Below are 17,627 nucleotides of genomic sequence, written 5' to 3'. Positions count from 1 at the left end.
AGGGGCGCCTGGCGAATTCGTGGGGACGGCACCGCCAGGCGCCCGGGGGTGGAGGCGGCCGCCCCGGTCACGCTCCGGAGCGGGTGATTCGGGTGTCGGGCGGGTTCGGAGCCCGCACAGAGGGAGAAACGGGTTCGGGCCACCACCCGAACACCATCCCACACCCGGGGTCGCACCGCTGTACGACCCGTCCAGCCACGTGAGACCTCTCCCACGTGAGTCTTCTACGTCAGCCGCCCTCGGCGGCCGACATGACGCCCATGATCCTGCGGGCGGCGTCGGAGGTCCGTGAGGCCGGAGAGAGCGGAACCCCGGGCAGGACCGCCGCGGTCCCCTCCTGGAGCGACCAGCGCATCCACCACCACAGGTCCCCCCGGTGGGGACGCAGCACCGCACGCCGACCCTGCGCGATCGGCCCGGCGTGCACGATCCCGCACACCCCGTCCTCCCACGCGTCGATCCCACGTGAACGCAGCTCGTCCGCCATACCCCGCAGCGCCAAGGACGCCGGACCATCATGGTCCGACACACCCGGGCTCTCCGCCGGCGACGTCCGCACCGTCACGTGTTCTCCTTCCTCACGGCCCCGGCGACCACCGCCGCCGGACCCAACGACAAGTTCACTCTGCCCCATGCCGAAGGGCCCGCATGACCAGTATGCGGATCACGCATCACACCTTCTTTTTCACACATAGCCACCAAGACGAGCCGAGATCCCTAACCTGGGCTCATGCCTCAACCAGACGGCCTTCCCCAGGACCTGTGGACCCGACCCCGCGTGGCCGACGCCCTCGCCGAATGCGACATGCCGACGGTCATCGAAAGCGTGCGCACCGCACGCGGCTGGTCCCAGGGCGACCTCGCGCGGGAACTCACCTACTCACAGAGTTGGGTCTCCCGAGTGGTCAACGGCCAGCAGTCGCTCACCATCAGCCAGGTCCAGGACCTGGCACGGCGACTCGACATCCCGTTGCACCTGATCCGCTTCGGCGGAGAAACAGCGAAGGAGGGTCCCACCACCAAGGCGATACCTCCCACCAGACGTCGCGACTTCGGGAAGGCCGTCGCCGCCGGCGGACTCCTGGCCTCCACCGCACGACCCATCGTCGGACCGGAGGTCCACCACGGCATCGACGAGGACACCGCACCCTCCCTGCGGGCCATCACCGGCGGCCAACGACGCATGGACGCGACCTCGCCCGCGCGCCACCTGCTGCCCGGCGCGATCGCGCATGTGCACCTGGCCGAGCAGATGCTCGCGAACGCGCGCGTGACGCCCTTCCACACCGAACTCAGCGCCGCGGCGAGCGAAGCCTCCGGGTTCGCCGCCTGGCTCAACGCCGACCTCGGCGACATGGGATCGGCCCGCATGCACTACCGCACCGCCGTCGTACGCGCCCGCCAGGCCGGCATGCGCCTGCTCGACGTCTACATGCTCGGCTCCCTGGCCTCCTTCGAGATCGAGACCGCCGAGGATCCCGAACTCGGACTGGGGCTGGTCCAAGAGGCCGAACACGTCCTGGGACCCGACTCCCACCCCACCGCCCGCGCCTGGCTGGCCTGCGTCGGCGCCCTCGCCCACGCCGGCATCGGCGACCGCACCTCCGCCGCGAACGCCATCCGCCGCGCCGAACGCGACGTCCACCGCCCCGACAACGCCCGACCGCCCTGGCCCTGGGTGTTCGCCTTCGACGAGGCCAAGGTCGCCGGCTACCGCGCCCTGGTGGGCGTACGCCTGCGCACCCCGCACGAAGCACGCGTCGCCTTCGCCGACGCCGTCGCCCCACCCTCCCGCAACGTCAAACAGTCCGCGGTGCTCAAGGTCGAACTGGCCTCCGCCCACGCCGAGGCCGGAGACATCGACGAGGCCTTCCGCCTGGCCCAAGAGGCCCTCGACACCGGGGTGCGCTTCGCCTCCGAACGCGTCGTGGCCCGCGTGCGTTCCTTCCGCCGGCGCTACCGCGGCCCCCACGCCGACCGTGTCAACGAACTCGACACCCGTCTCGCCGCCCTCGTTACCGGCCTCCCCAGTGGGTAGAAACGCGGCGAAAGCGAACGAACTGGGAGGTCATGTGATCCGCATCGGCATCACCGGGCACCGCAACCTGACCCCTGACGTGAACGAACACGTCGCCGCGCTGGTCAAGGACCATCTGGAGCCCTACGGACACGCCATGGTGGGCCTGTCCTGCCTCGCCGACGGCGCCGACTCCCTCTTCGCCGAGGCCGTCCTGGACGCCGGAGCCCCCCTGGAGGCCGTCATCCCCGCCGCCGGCTACCGCTCGGCGCTACCCGCCCGACACCACCCCGTCTACGACCGGCTCCTGGCCCGCTCCGTCCTGGTCCACGAACTACCGCACGCCGTCTCCGACCCCCACTCCCACATGGCCGCGGGTCGTCTCCTCGTCGAACAGAGCGACCGGCTCATCGCCGTCTGGGACGGACTACCCGCCCGCGGCCCCGGCGGCACCGCCGACGTGGTCGCCTACGCCCGGGCCCTGAGCCGCCCCGTCATCGTCCTGTGGCCCCAAGGCGCCCGTCGCTGACCCCACGGCGAAAAACCGACACCACTCCCGGCGCGGCGAGGCGAGGTGCCGTGCCGAACGCCGCGACGGGGTGAACCTCGGCCGTGGCGGACCTAGGTCCGCTCCCGTCCCGCCATCGCCGCGTTCACGTCCGAGGCCCGGATCACCCCGAACACCCCACCGTCCTCGGCCACCACCAGGTACTCCGGCAACCGGTGCCGGGTGAGTTCGGTCAAGAGCTCCTCACCCTCCAGCCCCACCGACACCACCGAATTCCCGGTCAACGCCCGGGACACGTCCGAGACCGGCACCCAGGCCCGCCGCGCCTTCGAGATCGCCTCGTCCGCGGTGGGATGGACCACCGCGATCGGCGTGCCCCCGGAGTCGGTCACCACCACCGCCTCCGTGCCCGCCTCCCGAGCACGCACGTCCACCTGCGCCAGCGGCAGGTCCGCGGGCACCACCACGGCCCGGCGCGCCAGGTCCCGGGCGCGCAGCCCCGGGACACGGGCCCGCACCCGCGCGTTGCGCAGGGCCTCCGTGGCGCCCATCCACATGAACCCGGCCAGCACCACACCCCACACGATGGCCCACGGACCCGGAGTGCCACCCGCGCTCCACGCGAACAGGAACGGCAAGGCCGCCACCACCAACGCCAGTACCCGACCGCCCCAGGCCGCCACCACGCTCCCGGTGTGCGGGCGCCCGGTCAGCTTCCACACCCCGGCGCGCAACAGACGACCACCGTCCAACGGCAACCCGGGCAACAGGTTGAACACACCCACCAACAGGTTCGCGATCCACAACTGGAACATCAGCTCACCGGGGATGCTGAACGGGTCCGCCAACAACGCCAACCCGAACGCGCCCCCCGCCAACACCAGCGACAACAACGGCCCCGAGAAGGCGATCCAGAACTCCTTGCCTGGGGTGGGCGCCTCCCGATCGATCTCCGAGACCCCACCCAGCACGTAAAGGACGATCCGCCGCACCGGCAACCCGTACGAACGCGCCACCACCGAGTGCGCCAACTCGTGCACCAGCACCGAGGCGTACAACAGGATCGCGAAGACGAACGCCAACAGGTACGCCGAGGGCCCCAACGCCAACCGGGTCTGGACGATGCCCCCATAGACCAGGGTGATCAGCACCGCCACGATCCACCACGACGACGTCACGTACACCGGAACGCCGAACGGCCGTCCGAGCAGTAACCCCGCCTTCCGGGAACGGGATTCGGGCCGGGTCTCGGAGGATTCACTGCCGTTGCTCACAGGCCCCACACTATGACCCCACCGGCGACGGGTCCCACCACACCCGCCCCCACCGGGCGCCGGCTCTCATAGGCTGGCGGGTATGACCACCGTGCCGACGCTGCCGAGCGCCCTGTCGCCCTCGCGAGCATCCGACTTCCTCCAGTGCCCGCTACTGTTCCGCTTCCGCGCCATCGACCGCCTCCCCGAGGCCCCCAGCGCCGCCGCGCTGCGCGGCACCCTGGTCCACGCCTGCCTGGAACGTCTGTACGAACTCCCCGCCGAAACCCGCACCACGCGCACCGCGCTCGGCCTCGTCGACCCCCAGTGGAAGAAGATCCGCGACAAGAAGCCCGACGTCGCCGACCACCTCTTCCCCGAAGGAGAGGGCCTCGACGACTGGCTCCAGTCTTCCCGCGACCTCGTCCAGCGCTACTTCGACCTGGAGAACCCCGCCAACCTCGAACCGCGCGAACGCGAGATGCGCCTAGAGGTGTCCCTGCCCACCGGCCTGCGCCTGCGCGGCTACGTCGACCGCCTCGACGTCGCACCCGATGACCGGATCCGTGTCGTCGACTACAAGACCGGCAAGTCGCCCCACCCCCGCTTCGAGGACAAGGCCAAGTTCCAGATCTTCTTCTACGCCGTCATGATCTGGCGTGACCTCGGCGTGGTCCCCGCCCGGCTCCAACTCATGTACCTGGGCGACGGCTCCGTGCGCTGGTACGACCCCACCCAGGAGGAACTCGTCGCGGCCGAGGCCGAGATCGGTGACATCTGGGCGCGCATCGAGGCCGCCGGACGCGCGGGACGCTGGGAACCCAAGCGCAGCAAGCTCTGCGGGTGGTGCGAACACCAGGCCCTGTGCCCCGAGTTCGGTGGCACCCCGCCCCCGCTCCCCACCGCCTGAACCGACCCCGGCACTCCACCCCATACGGCAGAATCGGCCCCGTGCCCGTCTCAGTCCTGTTGGTCGACGACCAACCCCTCGTCCGTGCCGGCTTCCGCATGATCCTCGAATCCGTACCCCACCTGTCCGTGGTGGGCGAGGCCTCCGACGGCCGCGAGGCCGCACGAGCCGTGCGAAGCCTGCTCCCCGACATCGTCCTCATGGACATCCGCATGCCCGGCGTCGACGGGATCCAGGCCACCCGCGAGATCGTCGAGTGGGCCAAGGGCCTCGGGCACGGGGTACGCGTCCTGGCCCTGACCACCTTCGACCTGGACGAGTACGCCGTCGAAGCCCTGCGCGCCGGCGCCTCCGGCTTCCTGCTCAAGGACGTCCCGCCCACCGACCTGATCGCCGCCATCGACCTGGTCGCCGACGGTTCCTCCGTGGTCTCCCCCACCGTCCTGCGCCGTCTCCTGGACCGTTTCGTCCCCCTGATGCCCGCCCCCGAGTCCGAGACCGAACCCGAAACCGACCCCCTCACCAATCGCGAACATGAGGTGTTGGCACTGGTCGCCCGCGGCCGATCCAACTCCGAGATCGCCGGCCACCTCTTCCTCGGCGAGACCACCGTCAAGTCCCACGTGGGCAGCATCCTCACCAAACTGGAACTGCGCGACCGGGTCCAGGCCGTCGTGTATGCCTATGAGAACGGCCTGGTCACCCCGGGCGGGGACCCACCGCAGGCCGCCAGGTGACGGCGCGTCGACCGTAGAGCACGACCGCGGGCGTTGACAGGATGGCCGGGGTGATCGAACTCACCGGCGCCATCCGACCCGGAAGGGCGAACCCCGCCGTTGGGTACGGCGTCCCCTTGGTGGCCATCAAAAGCCGAACGCCACCACGGGGCGCGGACGAAGAGGGGGAGACGGAGCACAGTCATGCCGAGCAAGCGGGGGCGGTCGGGGCCGCCGAGCGAGGAGATCATGCTCAGCCGGATGCGCGACTGGCGCGCCGAGCACGAGCGTGAGTTGACCCCGGACAACCTCGACGACGAGGACACCAACCTTCCCGACGCGCGAGCCATCAACCTGGTCCTGCGCGTGGGCGAACTGATGCTGGCCAGCGGGGAGAGCACCGAAGCGGTCAGCGAGGCCATGCTGAGCCTGTCGATCGCCTTCGACCTGCCCCGTTCGGAGGTGTCGGTCACCTTCACCACCATCTCCCTGTCCACCCACCCGGGCGGCGACAGTCCACCGGTGACCGGCGAACGCGTGGTGCGTCGCCGTACCCTCGACTACTTCCGCGTCAACGAGCTGCACACCCTGGTCCAGCAGGCCGCCCTCGGGCTGTTGGAGCTGGAGGACGCCGCGGCCAGGCTGGAGCAGATCCGGCGAGCCCCCATGCCCTACCCGAACTGGTTGATCGCGGTGGGCTTCGGACTCATCGCCTCCAGCGCCAGCCTCATGGTGGGCGGTGGTCTGATAGTGGCCACCGTGGCGTTCATGGCCACCGTGCTGGGCGACCGCACATCGGTGTTCCTCGCCAACCGCGGTGTGGCGGAGTTCTACCAGATGGTCGCCGCCGCCACCGTGGCCGCCTCCATCGGCGTGGGCCTGTTGTGGGTGAGCACCTCACTCGACCTCGGCCTCCAGGCGGGCGCCATCATCACCGGTAACATCATGGCGCTGTTGCCCGGTCGTCCCCTGGTCTCCAGTCTCCAGGACGGCATCAGCGGCAGTTACGTCTCCGCCGCGGCACGCCTGTTGGAGACCTTCTTCACGCTGGGCGCGATCGTCTCGGGTGTGGGCGCGGTGGCCTACACGGCGGTGCGTCTGGGCGTGAACATGGACCTGGAGAACCTGCCGGCGGCGGGCACCACCCTGGACGTCGCGGTGCTGGTGGGCGCCGCCGGCATCGCCATGGCCTTCGCCATCTCACTGGCGGTACCACCCAGGATGCTCCCCAGCATCGGCGTCATGGGCGTCATGATCTGGGTGACCTACGCGGGGCTGCGTTCACTGGTGGACGTTCCCCCGGTGGTGGGCACCGTGGTAGGCGCGGTCGCCGTGGGCGTGGTCGGGCACTGGCTGGCCCGTCGCACCAGACGACCGGTCCTGCCCTACCTGATCCCCTCGATCGCCCCACTACTGCCGGGCAGCATCCTCTACCGGGGCCTGATCGAGATGACCCAGGGCACGGCCGTGGCGGGGATGCTCAGTCTCGCCGAGGCCATCACGGTGGCGCTCGCGCTGGGCGCCGGGGTCAACCTCGGTGGCGAACTGGTCCGGGCCTTCCAGCGCGGTGGTCTGGCGGGTGCGGGGATGCGCAGTCGTCCGGCCGCCCGACGCACACGCGGCGGTTACTGATTCCCCGTGGGCGTGTCCGGGTTCGGACACGCCCACGACATTTCGGGGAGAACCTGCTCGCCGGGGCGGGAGTCTCACCTGTTGAGAGCGAACAACAGCAGAGCGGCACCTTTGTCATCGGCCTGAAACGACAACATCATGTGATGTCAGCCACTACTGTTGGCCTCAACCGGCACACGACCGAAAGGGTCCATCCATGTGCAGCCACAAGCCTTCCTGTCCCACCGCCGAGGAAACCGACCGCGAGGCGGCCCGCGTCGTCTCCAGCCACCCCGAACAGGGATGGAGTCTGCTCTGCAACGGCGTCGTCCTCTTCGACGACACCGGTGAACTCCTCCCCGACGGGGCGGTCGTGGCCCCGCACCGCCCCCGCGCCGCGGCCTGAAGCGACCGACCACCGGTCCTCGACCGGCACCCGGCCACGATTTCCACCGACCTCGTGGCCCCCACCGAATGTCCGATCCCCTGATCCCTCGACCTCTCCCGCCCGGGAACCGCGAAATCCCGGGCGGTGACGTGTGCGCGAACCGGTCAGGGACCGTCCGGCCAACCCTGGGGGAGCACGTCCTCCCCCATCGCCTCCGCGAGCCGACGCCGGAAGTCCGCGTGAACGTCCGGGCCCCACACCAGTTCGCTCGGGGCTCGCAGGGCCTGCTCCATGGCGGCGCGCAGCGCGGCCGGGCGTGACTCGCCCTCCACCACCGGCACCGCCAACAGGGCGTGCATCTGAGTCACCGTCGCGAAGAGCTCCCCGGCGAGCACGGACGCGCTGGAGGTCGCCACGGCCTCCTCCAGGTACCCCTCCCACCAGGGTTCGGGCGTCTCCTCACCGTCCTCGTCCCCGGCTTGGGCGAAGGAGCGGCGCAGCCGCCACCGCACTTCTTCGGCGGTCTCCGTGTCCCGGCTCTCCAACCCGGTACGCCAGGCCCGGGCCGCCTCGTCCGGTTCGCCCCGCAGGACCAACAGACCGGCCAGAAGCTCCACCGCGGCGCCCGAGGTGCGCGCCCGCGGGTGCGCCCCCTCGTCGGCGGTGCCCGGCTCGGCGACCCCGGCGACGTCGGAGATGGCCCGCTCCAGGTGGGTGGCGGCGCGCAACAGGCGCAGACCCGGGTCGTCTCCCACCGCCAGACCGCGCTCGACCGCCACGGAGGCGCCCTCCACCTGTCCTCGGTCCAACAGGCGCCCCGCCAGGTCCCTGGCGGCGTCCTGGACCGTGGTGGCGTGCAGACGGCTCATCGGTTCGCCTTCGGGCGGCAGTTCCAGCGCGGCCTCCCAGTGCTCCTCCGCCTCGGTGTGCTCACCCCGCGTTTCGGCCTCTCGCGCCAACCCGTAGCGGGCCACCGCGCCGTAGGCCGCGCCACCCGATCCCAGCAGCCGTTCCCACACCCGGGCGGCCTCACCGTGCGAGCCCTCCTGCTCCAGGGACAGCGCCAGGTGGTAGGCGGCTCGTGGCGCGTAACGCGCGTCCCCGGTGGACAGCGCCCGACGGGCGGCCTCACGCGCGGCGGCCAGGTCGCCGCGCTGGTCTTGGACCACGGCCAGCCCCAACAGGGCCCGTGCCCGCACCCTGGGATGCGGGTCGGCGGCGACCGCCTGCTGGTAGAGCTTGGCGGCGCGTTTGAGGTGCCCGTTCTCGGCCAGGTCGCGGGCCTGATCGCACAGGTCGGCGGCGTCCCCGCCACCGGTTCCGGTGTCCTCGACGTCTTCGGGGTCGATGGCCTGGGGCTGCGGGTCCGAGGGTCCAGGGCGTGCGGAAGATCCGGACGTCGTGGTCATGGTGTGCGACTTTCCGTGGGGGCGAGGGTCACGCGGTGGGCGGCGCGAGTGTTCTGCTCGCCGTAACTCTAACCTGCCGGTCGATGACGAGAGCTGCGCCCTGGTAGTGGATGTCGCGTGTCGCCCCACCCGAAGCGATGCCTTTACGTTGTAGATTCGCTATGGTCCGAAAAGAGCGGAGCGCCGACCGAAGCCGACACCCCGCTCACCACCCTCAGAGCTCGAAGGCCTCCGGCGGCGGGCAGGAGCAGACCAGGTTGCGGTCACCGTAGGCCTGGTCGATCCGACCGACCGGCGGCCAGTACTTGTCCTGGCGCAGCGACGGCAGCGGGTAGGCGGCTTCGGAGCGCGTGTAGCCGCGGCCCCACTCGTCGGCGGTCAGCGCCTCCGCGGTGTGCGGAGCGCCCCACAGCGGGTTGTCCTCGGCGCCCCACTCCCCCTTGGCCACCTTGTCGATCTCACCGCGGATGGCGATCATCGCCTGGATGAACCGCTCCAACTCGGCGAGATTCTCGCTCTCGGTCGGCTCCACCATGAGCGTGCCGTTGACCGGGAAGGACATGGTCGGCGCGTGGAAGCCGTAGTCCATCAGCCGCTTGGCGACGTCCTCGTTGCTGATGCCACTGGTCTTCTGCAACGGACGGATGTCGATGATGCACTCATGCGCCACCAGTCCGCCCGCACCGGTGTACAGGACCGGGTAGTAGGGCTCCAGGCGCTTGGCGATGTAGTTGGCCGAGAGCACCGCGGTCTCGGTGGCCGAACGCAGCCCCTTCTCCCCCATCATGCGCACGTACGCCCAGGAGATCGGCAGGATGCCCGCCGAACCGAACGGCGCCGCCGAGACGGGACCGACCCCGGTGTGCGGGCCGGCCTCCGGCTGGCCCGGGTGGTTGGGCAGGAAGCCCGCCAGGTGCGAACGAACCGCGACCGGACCCACGCCCGGGCCGCCGCCGCCGTGCGGGATGCAGAAGGTCTTGTGCAGGTTCAGGTGGCTGACGTCGGCGCCGAACTCGCCCGGCTTGGCCCAACCCACCAGGGCGTTCAGGTTGGCCCCGTCGACGTAGACCTGGCCTCCGGCCTCGTGCACCAGGCGGCACACCTCGGTGATGGTGTCCTCGTACACACCCGCGGTGGAGGGGTAGGTGACCATGATGGCCGCCAGCTCCTCGCGGTGCTTGTCGGTCTTGGCGCGCAGGTCGTCCAGGTCGACGTTGCCGTCGTCGTCACAGGCCACCACGGACACACGCATGCCCGCCATGACGGCGCTGGCGGCGTTGGTGCCGTGCGCCGAACTGGGGATCAGGCACACGTCCCGGTGGGCCTGCCCGCGCGAGCGGTGGTAGCCGCGGATGGCGAGCAGGCCGGCGAGCTCACCTTGGGAACCGGCGTTGGGCTGTAGGGACACCGCGTCGTAGCCGGTGACCTCGACCAGCCAGGCCTCCAGGTCGCGGATGAGCGCCACGCTGCCGGCCGCCTGGTCCATCGGGGCGAACGGGTGCAGCCCGGCGAACTCGGGCCAGGTGATGGGCTCCATCTCGGCGGTGGCGTTGAGCTTCATGGTGCACGAGCCCAGCGGGATCATCGTGCGGTCCAGCGCCAGGTCCCGGTCGGCCAGACGGCGCATGTAACGCAGCAACGAGGTCTCACTGCGGTGGGTGTTGAAGACCTCGTGGGTGAGGTAGTCGACGCCGCGCGTCAGGTCCGCGGGCAGGCGGTCGGCGGACTCGTCCACCGTCACCGGGCCGCGCTCGGCACCACGGTCGGCCTCGCCGAAGGCGGCCAGGACCTTGCCCAGGGTGTCCACGCCGGTGGTCTCGTCCACGCTCAGACCGACCGTGTGCTGGTCGGTGGCGAGCAGGTTAACGCCGGACTCCAGTGCCCGCTCCACGACGCGGTCGGCGCTGGGCACGCGCACGCGCAGGGTGTCGAAGTACGCGCCGTGGACGACCTCGAAGCCGCGCTTGGTGAGCGCGTCGGCCAGGGACGCGGTGCGGGTGTGCACCTGACGGGCGATGGCCCGCAGCCCATCGGGGCCATGGTAGACGGCGTACATGCCGGCCATGATCGCCAGCAGTACCTGGGCGGTGCAGATGTTGCTGGTGGCCTTCTCCCGACGAATGTGCTGTTCACGGGTCTGCAGGGCCAGACGGTAGGCGGGTCTGCCGACGTTGTCGACGGACACCCCGACCAGACGACCGGGCAGCTGCCGGCGCAGCTTCTCGCCCACGGACATGTAACCGGCGTGCGGGCCGCCGAAGCCGAGCGGCACACCGAAGCGCTGGGTGGAACCCACCGCGATGTCCGCGCCCAGTTCACCGGGGCTGCGCAGCAGGGTCAGGGCGAGGATGTCGGCGGCGACCACGGCCAGCGCGCCGCGCTCGTGCGCCTGCTCGATGACCGCGCTCGGGTCGCGGACCACACCGCTGGAGGCCGGGTACTGGACCAGGACTCCGAAGGCCTCGCCCTCGGGCAGGCCCTTGGTCAGGTCGGCGACGACGACCTCGATGTCCAGGGGCTCGGCGCGGGTGCGCAACACCTGCAGGGTCTGCGGGAAGACGTCGGCGTCCACGACGAAGACGTCGCTCTTGACCTTGGAGGCGCGTCGGGCCAGGGTCATGGCCTCGGCCGCGGCGGTCGCCTCGTCCAACAGCGAGGCGCCGGTGATGGGCAGACCGGTCAGGTCCGAGACCGCGGTCTGGAAGTTGAGGAGGGCCTCCAACCGGCCTTGGGAGATCTCCGGTTGGTAGGGCGTGTACGCGGTGTACCAGGCCGGGTTCTCCATGATGTTGCGCAGGATGACCGGCGGGGTGAGCGTGTCGTAGTAGCCCAGGCCGATGAGTGTGGTGTGGGGGCGGTTGCGACCGGCCAACTCCCGCAGCTCGGCCAGGGCCTCGGCCTCTCCCGCGGCCTCGGGCAGGGCCAGCGGGGCGCTCTGCCCGGGGCCGGTGAGGATGGACTCGGGCACGGCGGCGCTCATGAGCTCGGTCGTGGAGCCGTAGCCCACGGTCTTGAGCATCTCCGCCGTCTCGGTGGGCGTGGGGCCGATGTGCCGGTCGGCGAAGACCCGGGCGGGTGCGCCCATGGTCGAGGCGTTCGACGGGTCAGTCACGGAGACCTCCTGGTGACAGGGCCGATTCGATCGGCGGTGTTCCTCACGGTCTCCCCCTCTGTCACCGGGCACGACGATGCCGGCTCCAGAGCGGCCTCCTTCGCGCGGTCCATGGTGCCTGAGAGGTTACTGGGGAGTATTGCCCCGTCGGCGCCCCGTAGCGTCGGGGTCTCTCCCGCGCGATATCAAAAGCCTGCTGACGCTCTGTACATGTATCCAAGCAGGGAGAAATGTCGGTTTTCACCCCTGTTGTGGTTACGAAGGTACTCGATCGGACTCCGGAACGAGGAGCCAGGGCACACCTTCGTACCGCTCTCAACCGGTACGGCGTTCACGTCGCCGACGGGCCAGTTCGTCGACGGGTCGGGGGTCCGGGGTGGGAAGGTCGGAACGGGCCTCGGCCGGGACGACCCCCAGCGCCTCCTCCAGCTCACGGGCCACGTTCGCCAACGCCAACCCGAACATGCCCTGGCCCCGCTGCATGAGGTCGACGACCTCGTCGGGGGAGGTGCACTCGTAGACGCTCACACCGTCGCTCATCAGGGTGATGCGGGCCAACTCCCCGGCGGGACGGCCGCGCAGGTGGTCGACGGCCGTGCGGATCTGCTGCAGGGAGATCCCGGTGTCCAGGAGACGCTTGGCCACCTTCAGCATCAGGATGTCCGGAAGACTGTACAGCGGGGCGTTTTCGGCTCCTGTGCGCACGCTCGGCTCCACCAGGCCGGTTCTGGCCCAGTAGTCGAGCTGTCGATAGGTGATCCCGGCGGCCGTACACGCCGCTGGGCCCCGATACCCGACGTCCATAGGCAGCGCCATCACGTCCTCTTCGCACAGTAGGCCCTGCTGCCCCGCTAGCCGCAGCGCGGACCGCCTGTCATGGGGATCCCGCTTGCCGCTCGCTACCGCCACGCCGACCTCCGGCTTCTCGTCCCACGGCGGCATCGACAGGGGAAGGTCCACTCAGGGAATGGGCGCGCCGCGGGTTCCACAGCACTGACGGTAGGGCGACGCCAAGGCAGCGTCAACGAAGCCGCCCGGCGCGTCGCCAAGTACGCGCGGTGACGGCTCCGACCCACCCGTACGTCCGATGCCCCGAGGAGACCGGGCCTTTTCGGTTGTGGTCGCCGCGTCCATTCCCTCATCCCAATCTACCACTGACCCCGATAATGAAGTCGCAGGTCACAGCCGTGTCCTCGGCCTCATGGGCCGATGGGCCCGCTCGGGCAAGGAAGAGGGGCCCACGCCGTGCGCGGGCCCCGCCCTTGCGATCTCTCAGGTACTGCGTCGACCGAAGTCCTCGGGCGAGATGTTGTCCAGGAACTCCCGGAACGCCTCGACCTGGTCCTCCTGCTCGTCGGGTATCGGCATCCCCGCCTCGTCGATCACATCCTCGTGCGCGTAGATCGGGGTTCCGGTCCGCAGGGCCAGGGCAATGGAGTCGGAGGGTCGTGCACTGACCTCGACACCATTGCTGAAGACCAGTTCGGCGTAGAAGATGCCATCGCTCAGCCCCGTGATCCGTACCGTTTCCAGGCCGGTCTCCAGGGCGTCGAGCACGTCCCGGAACAGGTCGTGCGTGAGAGGTCGGGCGGGCGCGACCCCCTGTTGGGCCAAGGCGATGGCGGTGGCCTCCACCCCGCCGATCCAGATCGGCAGGTAGCGGTCACCCTCGGATTCCTTGAGCAGGACAATCGGTTGGTTCGAAGGCATCTCAACCCGGACGCCGACGACCTCCATGTGCTTCACAGCGTCTCCGTCCCACGAGTCGTCATGCCGGCTGGGCGCTCGTCCCTGCTCCCCCGTCGGATCAGGACCCGAGGGCGAAATCGGCACCCTTCGTTACAAAGCTCTCCGGAGGTGGAGGGCCGCAAACCTCTTCGGCCCTCCCACCCCCGTCGACCGTGGTCACCGATCCGTCATCGGCGGGGCTTGGTCAGCAGGATCATCCGGAACTTGCCGATCTGGATCTCGTCCCCACCACCCAGCTCGGCCTCGTCCACCGGTTCCCGGTTGACGTAGGTGCCGTTGAGACTACCGACGTCACGGACCCCGAACCCGTTACCCCTGCGGAAGAACTCCACGTGGCGTCGGGAGACGGTGACGTCGTCCAAGAAGATGTCGCTGTTGGGGTGGCGCCCGGCGGTGGTCACGTCGCTGTCCAGCAGGAAACGACTTCCGGCGTTGGGGCCACGGCGGACCACGAGTAGCGCGGTGCCCGGGGGCAACGCATCGGCACTGGCGGGGTCGTCGCCGCCGAGATCCTCACCCGCTTCCTCGTCCTCCAGGGCCTGTATCCCGGAGATGGAGATGGTGGAGGTGACGTCCCCTCCACCGGACTCCCCGCCCGTGTTGGACGGCGGATTCTGCTGGTCGGCCCTGCGGAGGGGAGTTCCACAGTGGGAGCAGAAACGGGCATCATCCGCAACGGCGTGACCGCACTGCGTGCAGTAAACGCTCGACATAGGTCGGCTCGGCCTCCTACCGCACGGGGCGGTGCTTGATTCGGCTGATCGGTGGCGCGTTCCGGCTCGCCGGACGGACACTGTGCCCGCTCAACGTCCGGAACACGGTGAGACGTTCCGCTTTCGCGGCAACGGATCGTCCCACACGGTCGGTCGCTAGGTCTCATCCCCTATGTTCTGCCCCTTGTCACCCCGACGGACGTCCGCCGTTGCCGGAACCCCTTGTGTCGATGGTGACGAGATGCTTCAGGGAACACTCGACTTTAAACCATATCCCTGTCCAGACAGGGTTTCGCTCCCCCGTGGCCCGCCGCGCGGCCCCGTGACACGGGCGTGCGACGGACTCGATGGAGGCGGCACCCGGGGCACCGCCACACCGGACCTCGGAAGAGATCAACGCCTGTTCTGGGGCAGATGCCCGTCCGAGGGGTTTGGTTCTGTTGAACGCGGAGTGGATTTTCGTCGGCCTCCCGACCGTGGATTGACCTGGGATTCCGCTCGATTCGTCCGCTCGACCGCCCTGCCGGGCGATTTTTCCCCACCGACGGACGGACCGAAGCACGTGGGCGTGGACGGCCACCGCCGCCCACGCCCACGACCTGCCATTTCAGCCCTCCGCACGCTCCACGACGGAGGCCCATTCGTCCAACAGAGCCTGAGCCTTGTCCGAATCAGGACCTTCGGCCCAAAGATGGGTGACGGCTTCGGCGGTGTCCGGGAGGACCAGCGCCCAGCTTCCGTCCGACTCGATCACGCGCACGCCGTCGGTGGTGTCCAGTTCCCGGTCCTGCGCGGCCTCCACGACCGCGCGCATGACGCTGCCCTTGACCGCCCATGGGGTGGGCACCGAACGGCGCAACAGGTGCGCCTGAGGGATCGCCCGATCGATCTCCACGATCGGGCGACGGGTCCGCGCCACCAGACCCAGCAGCCGCACGAACGCGGCGATGCCGTCACTGGTGGAGCTGAACTCGGGGAGGACGAACCCGCCCCGGCCGTCACCGGCGAAGATGATGGCGTCACCCTCGGCACGGACCGCCTTGGTGAGCTCGTGGGTGGCGGTGGCCGTCCAACGCACCTCGACACCGTGGGCACCGGCCACGCGCTCGGCCACCCTGGTGGTGGTCACCGGCAGCGCCACCTTGCCCGCACCGCGTTCGGCGGCCACCAGGTCCAGCACCACCAACAACGCGCGGTCGTCGTCGATCAGCTCGCCGTTCTCGTCCACGATGGACAGGCGTTCGGCGACCGGGTCGAAACGCACACCGAAGTCCGCCCCCGAACCCGACACCAACTCGCCCAGACGTTCCAGGTCGCGCATCTTCCTGGCGACCGTGTCGGTGGGCGAGGCCTCGTCCAGGCGGTTGTTGACGGTGAGCACGTCCACGCCGATCCGTCCCAGCAGCGAGGGCAGGATGAGCGAACCCGTGCCGCCCGCGCAGTCCACGACCACCTTCAGCTCCGCCTCGGCCACCCCGGAGGTGTCCACGGACCGTAGGAGGTCGTGGGAGTAGTTCTCGATGTTGCGGGCGGCGAAGGTCAGCTCGCCGATCTCCCCGGGGAACGCGCGCCGGTACTCGGCTCGGGAGAAGACCCGGTCGAGTTTGCGCTGGGCGCCCGGCGACAGGTCGGCCCCCTCACCGTCCAGGAAGATGATGTCGACCGACTCGGGGTCGCCCGGACTGGTGCGCACGACGATGCCGCCGCTGACGCCGCTCTGGGAGGTGTGGAAGCGCGCCACCGGCAGCGGCACCACCTCCAGGTCGCGCACCTCGATGGCGGTCGCGGTGAGCGCGCTGATGATGGCCCTCTTGAGCGTGCGCGCGGCGCGCGAGACGTCGCGGGAGGTCGTGACCATCGCACCCTTCTTCAGGGTGGTGGCGTAGGCGTTGGCCAACCGGACCGCGAGTTCGGGGGTGATCTCGACGTTGATCAGGCCGGACACACCACGGGGACCGAACAGGGAGCGTTGCCCCCGTGACTCCCAGACGACGTTGGTGCTGACCACCGCCCCGGCCTCGATGGTCTTGAACGGGTAGACCTTGACGTCGTTGTGCAGGTAGGCCTCGGACTCGATGACGCAGTCCTCACCGATGACCGCGCCCTCCTCGATCCGCACCGCCGCCATGACGTCGGTGTTCTTGCCGATCACGGTGCCGCGCAGGTTGGCGCCGCGGCCGATGAACACGTTGTCGTGGAGCACGGTGCGGTGGGCGAAGGCCTCCGCGCGGACCACGGCGTTGCTGCCGACCACGGTGTACTCGCGCAGTTCCGCGCCGGCCTCGACCTTGGCGTAGTCGCCGATGTAGAGCGGTCCCTTGAGTACGGCCTCGGAGCTGACCTCGGAGCCCTCGCCCACCCACACGCCCGGGGAGACCTCGAAGCCGTCGATGTCGACGTCCACCTTGCCCGAGAGCACGTCGGCCTGGGCGCTCAGGTAGCTCTCGTGGGTGCCCACGTCCTCCCAGTAGCCGTCGGCGACGTACCCGTAGATGGGTTCGCCCTCGGCCAGGAGTTCGGGGAACACGTCACCGGACCAGTCGACCACCTCTCCGGTGGCGACTCTCTCCAACACCTCCGGTTCCATGATGTAGATGCCGGTGTTGACGGTGTCGGAGAAGACCTGTCCCCAGGTGGGTTTTTCCAGGAAACGCTGGATGCGGCCCTGCTCGTCGACGATGATGATGCCGAACTCCAGCGGGTTGGGGACCCGCTTCAGGGCGATGGTGAGCTTGGCGCCGCGTTCACGGTGGAAGCGGAGCATGTCGGTGAGGTCGATGTCGGTGAGCGCGTCACCGGAGATGACGATGAACGGCTCGCCGCGCAGGTGTTCCTCGGCGTTCTTGACGCTGCCGGCGGTCCCGAGGGGGACCTCCTCGGCGACGTAGTGGAGCTTCATGCCGAGCTCTTCGCCGTCACCGAAGTAGTTGCGGATGAGCGTGGCCAGGAACTGGACGGTGACGACCGTCTCGGTGAATCCGTGCTTGCGCAGTAGGCGCAGCACGTGCTCCATGATGGGCTTGTTGACCACCGGTAGGAGCGGTTTGGGTTGGTTGGCCGTCATCGGGCGCAGGCGAGTGCCCTCGCCGCCCGCCATCACGACGGCCTTCATCGGAGGCGTGGTGGTCCCGGGCCCTTCGTTGGGTGTGGTCATCCCCGATCCCCCCGAACGGCTTGGCCGTGGGGGGCGATGGGGGATGTGCGTTCTTCGGAGCGCGCACCGGCGCGCGCGGTGGGACAT

The 17,627-nt window shown here is 69.7% G+C and carries 14 protein-coding genes and 1 riboswitch; of the genes, 6 read left to right on the top strand and 8 right to left on the bottom strand.

From position 1 onward, the window contains the following. Window positions 1–229 precede the first annotated feature (229 nt). Window positions 230–565 carry a hypothetical protein gene (locus ACWGSK_RS00860; protein ID WP_358511632.1) on the bottom strand — a complete coding sequence of 112 codons (336 nt, stop codon included), beginning with the start codon at window positions 563–565 and terminating at the stop codon, window positions 230–232. A gap of 165 nt (window positions 566–730) precedes the next feature. Here ACWGSK_RS00860 and ACWGSK_RS00855 point away from each other — a divergent pair, with 165 nt between their 5' ends. After that, window positions 731–2,038 carry a helix-turn-helix domain-containing protein gene (locus ACWGSK_RS00855; RefSeq protein ID WP_452454880.1) on the top strand — a complete coding sequence of 436 codons (1,308 nt, stop codon included), beginning with the start codon at window positions 731–733 and terminating at the stop codon, window positions 2,036–2,038. A gap of 34 nt (window positions 2,039–2,072) precedes the next feature. After that, entirely contained in the window at window positions 2,073–2,546 is a 474-nt protein-coding gene (locus ACWGSK_RS00850; protein ID WP_358511626.1) for a hypothetical protein, read from the top strand. A gap of 92 nt (window positions 2,547–2,638) precedes the next feature. On the opposite strand, the gene ACWGSK_RS00845 is transcribed toward ACWGSK_RS00850, so the two are convergent. Further along, on the bottom strand, window positions 2,639–3,799 hold the full coding sequence (locus tag ACWGSK_RS00845) for a site-2 protease family protein (RefSeq protein WP_358511623.1): 1,161 nt from the start codon (window positions 3,797–3,799) through the stop codon (window positions 2,639–2,641). Between the two features lie 82 nt (window positions 3,800–3,881). On the opposite strand from ACWGSK_RS00845, the gene ACWGSK_RS00840 reads away from it, so the two are divergent. From ACWGSK_RS00840 to ACWGSK_RS00825, 4 genes are all read left to right on the top strand, one after another. Further along, window positions 3,882–4,688 (top strand): RecB family exonuclease, encoded by an 807-nt coding sequence (locus tag ACWGSK_RS00840; protein WP_358511620.1) that lies wholly within the window; start codon window positions 3,882–3,884, stop codon window positions 4,686–4,688. Window positions 4,689–4,729: 41 nt separating this feature from the next. Next, window positions 4,730–5,425: a response regulator transcription factor gene (locus ACWGSK_RS00835; RefSeq protein ID WP_358511617.1), complete on the top strand. Its 696-nt coding sequence runs from the start codon at window positions 4,730–4,732 to the stop codon at window positions 5,423–5,425. Window positions 5,426–5,608: 183 nt separating this feature from the next. Next, window positions 5,609–7,036 (top strand): threonine/serine exporter family protein, encoded by a 1,428-nt coding sequence (locus ACWGSK_RS00830; protein WP_358511614.1) that lies wholly within the window; start codon window positions 5,609–5,611, stop codon window positions 7,034–7,036. 196 nt (window positions 7,037–7,232) lie between these two features. Beyond that, window positions 7,233–7,421 (top strand): DUF5999 family protein, encoded by a 189-nt coding sequence (locus ACWGSK_RS00825; protein WP_358511611.1) that lies wholly within the window; start codon window positions 7,233–7,235, stop codon window positions 7,419–7,421. A gap of 146 nt (window positions 7,422–7,567) precedes the next feature. Here ACWGSK_RS00825 and ACWGSK_RS00820 read toward each other — a convergent pair whose 3' ends face one another. From ACWGSK_RS00820 to ACWGSK_RS00795, 6 genes are all read right to left on the bottom strand, one after another. Next, window positions 7,568–8,812 carry a tetratricopeptide repeat protein gene (locus ACWGSK_RS00820; RefSeq protein ID WP_452454879.1) on the bottom strand — a complete coding sequence of 415 codons (1,245 nt, stop codon included), beginning with the start codon at window positions 8,810–8,812 and terminating at the stop codon, window positions 7,568–7,570. Window positions 8,813–9,026: 214 nt separating this feature from the next. Next, entirely contained in the window at window positions 9,027–11,897 is a 2,871-nt protein-coding gene (gene gcvP / locus ACWGSK_RS00815) for an aminomethyl-transferring glycine dehydrogenase (protein ID WP_358511710.1), read from the bottom strand. Window positions 11,898–12,019: 122 nt separating this feature from the next. After that, a riboswitch (glycine riboswitch) is annotated at window positions 12,020–12,112 on the bottom strand. Window positions 12,113–12,239: 127 nt separating this feature from the next. Then, window positions 12,240–12,728, bottom strand: coding sequence for a MerR family transcriptional regulator (locus tag ACWGSK_RS00810; RefSeq protein WP_358511707.1), 489 nt, complete (start codon window positions 12,726–12,728; stop codon window positions 12,240–12,242). A gap of 468 nt (window positions 12,729–13,196) precedes the next feature. Continuing rightward, window positions 13,197–13,670: a bifunctional nuclease family protein gene (locus ACWGSK_RS00805; protein ID WP_358511605.1), complete on the bottom strand. Its 474-nt coding sequence runs from the start codon at window positions 13,668–13,670 to the stop codon at window positions 13,197–13,199. A gap of 170 nt (window positions 13,671–13,840) precedes the next feature. Continuing rightward, the gene (locus tag ACWGSK_RS00800; protein WP_358511602.1) at window positions 13,841–14,386 is read right to left on the bottom strand and encodes an FHA domain-containing protein; all 546 of its coding nucleotides are present in this window, start codon (window positions 14,384–14,386) and stop codon (window positions 13,841–13,843) included. Window positions 14,387–14,993: 607 nt separating this feature from the next. Further along, window positions 14,994–17,498, bottom strand: a complete 2,505-nt coding sequence (locus tag ACWGSK_RS00795) for a mannose-1-phosphate guanyltransferase (RefSeq protein ID WP_358511704.1) — start codon at window positions 17,496–17,498, stop codon at window positions 14,994–14,996. Window positions 17,499–17,627 lie beyond the last annotated feature (129 nt).

The organism is Nocardiopsis sp. NPDC055551 (genome assembly GCF_053619415.1).
Note: the sequence above shows the minus strand (reverse complement) of the source record. Positions and strands in the feature narration are given on the sequence as shown.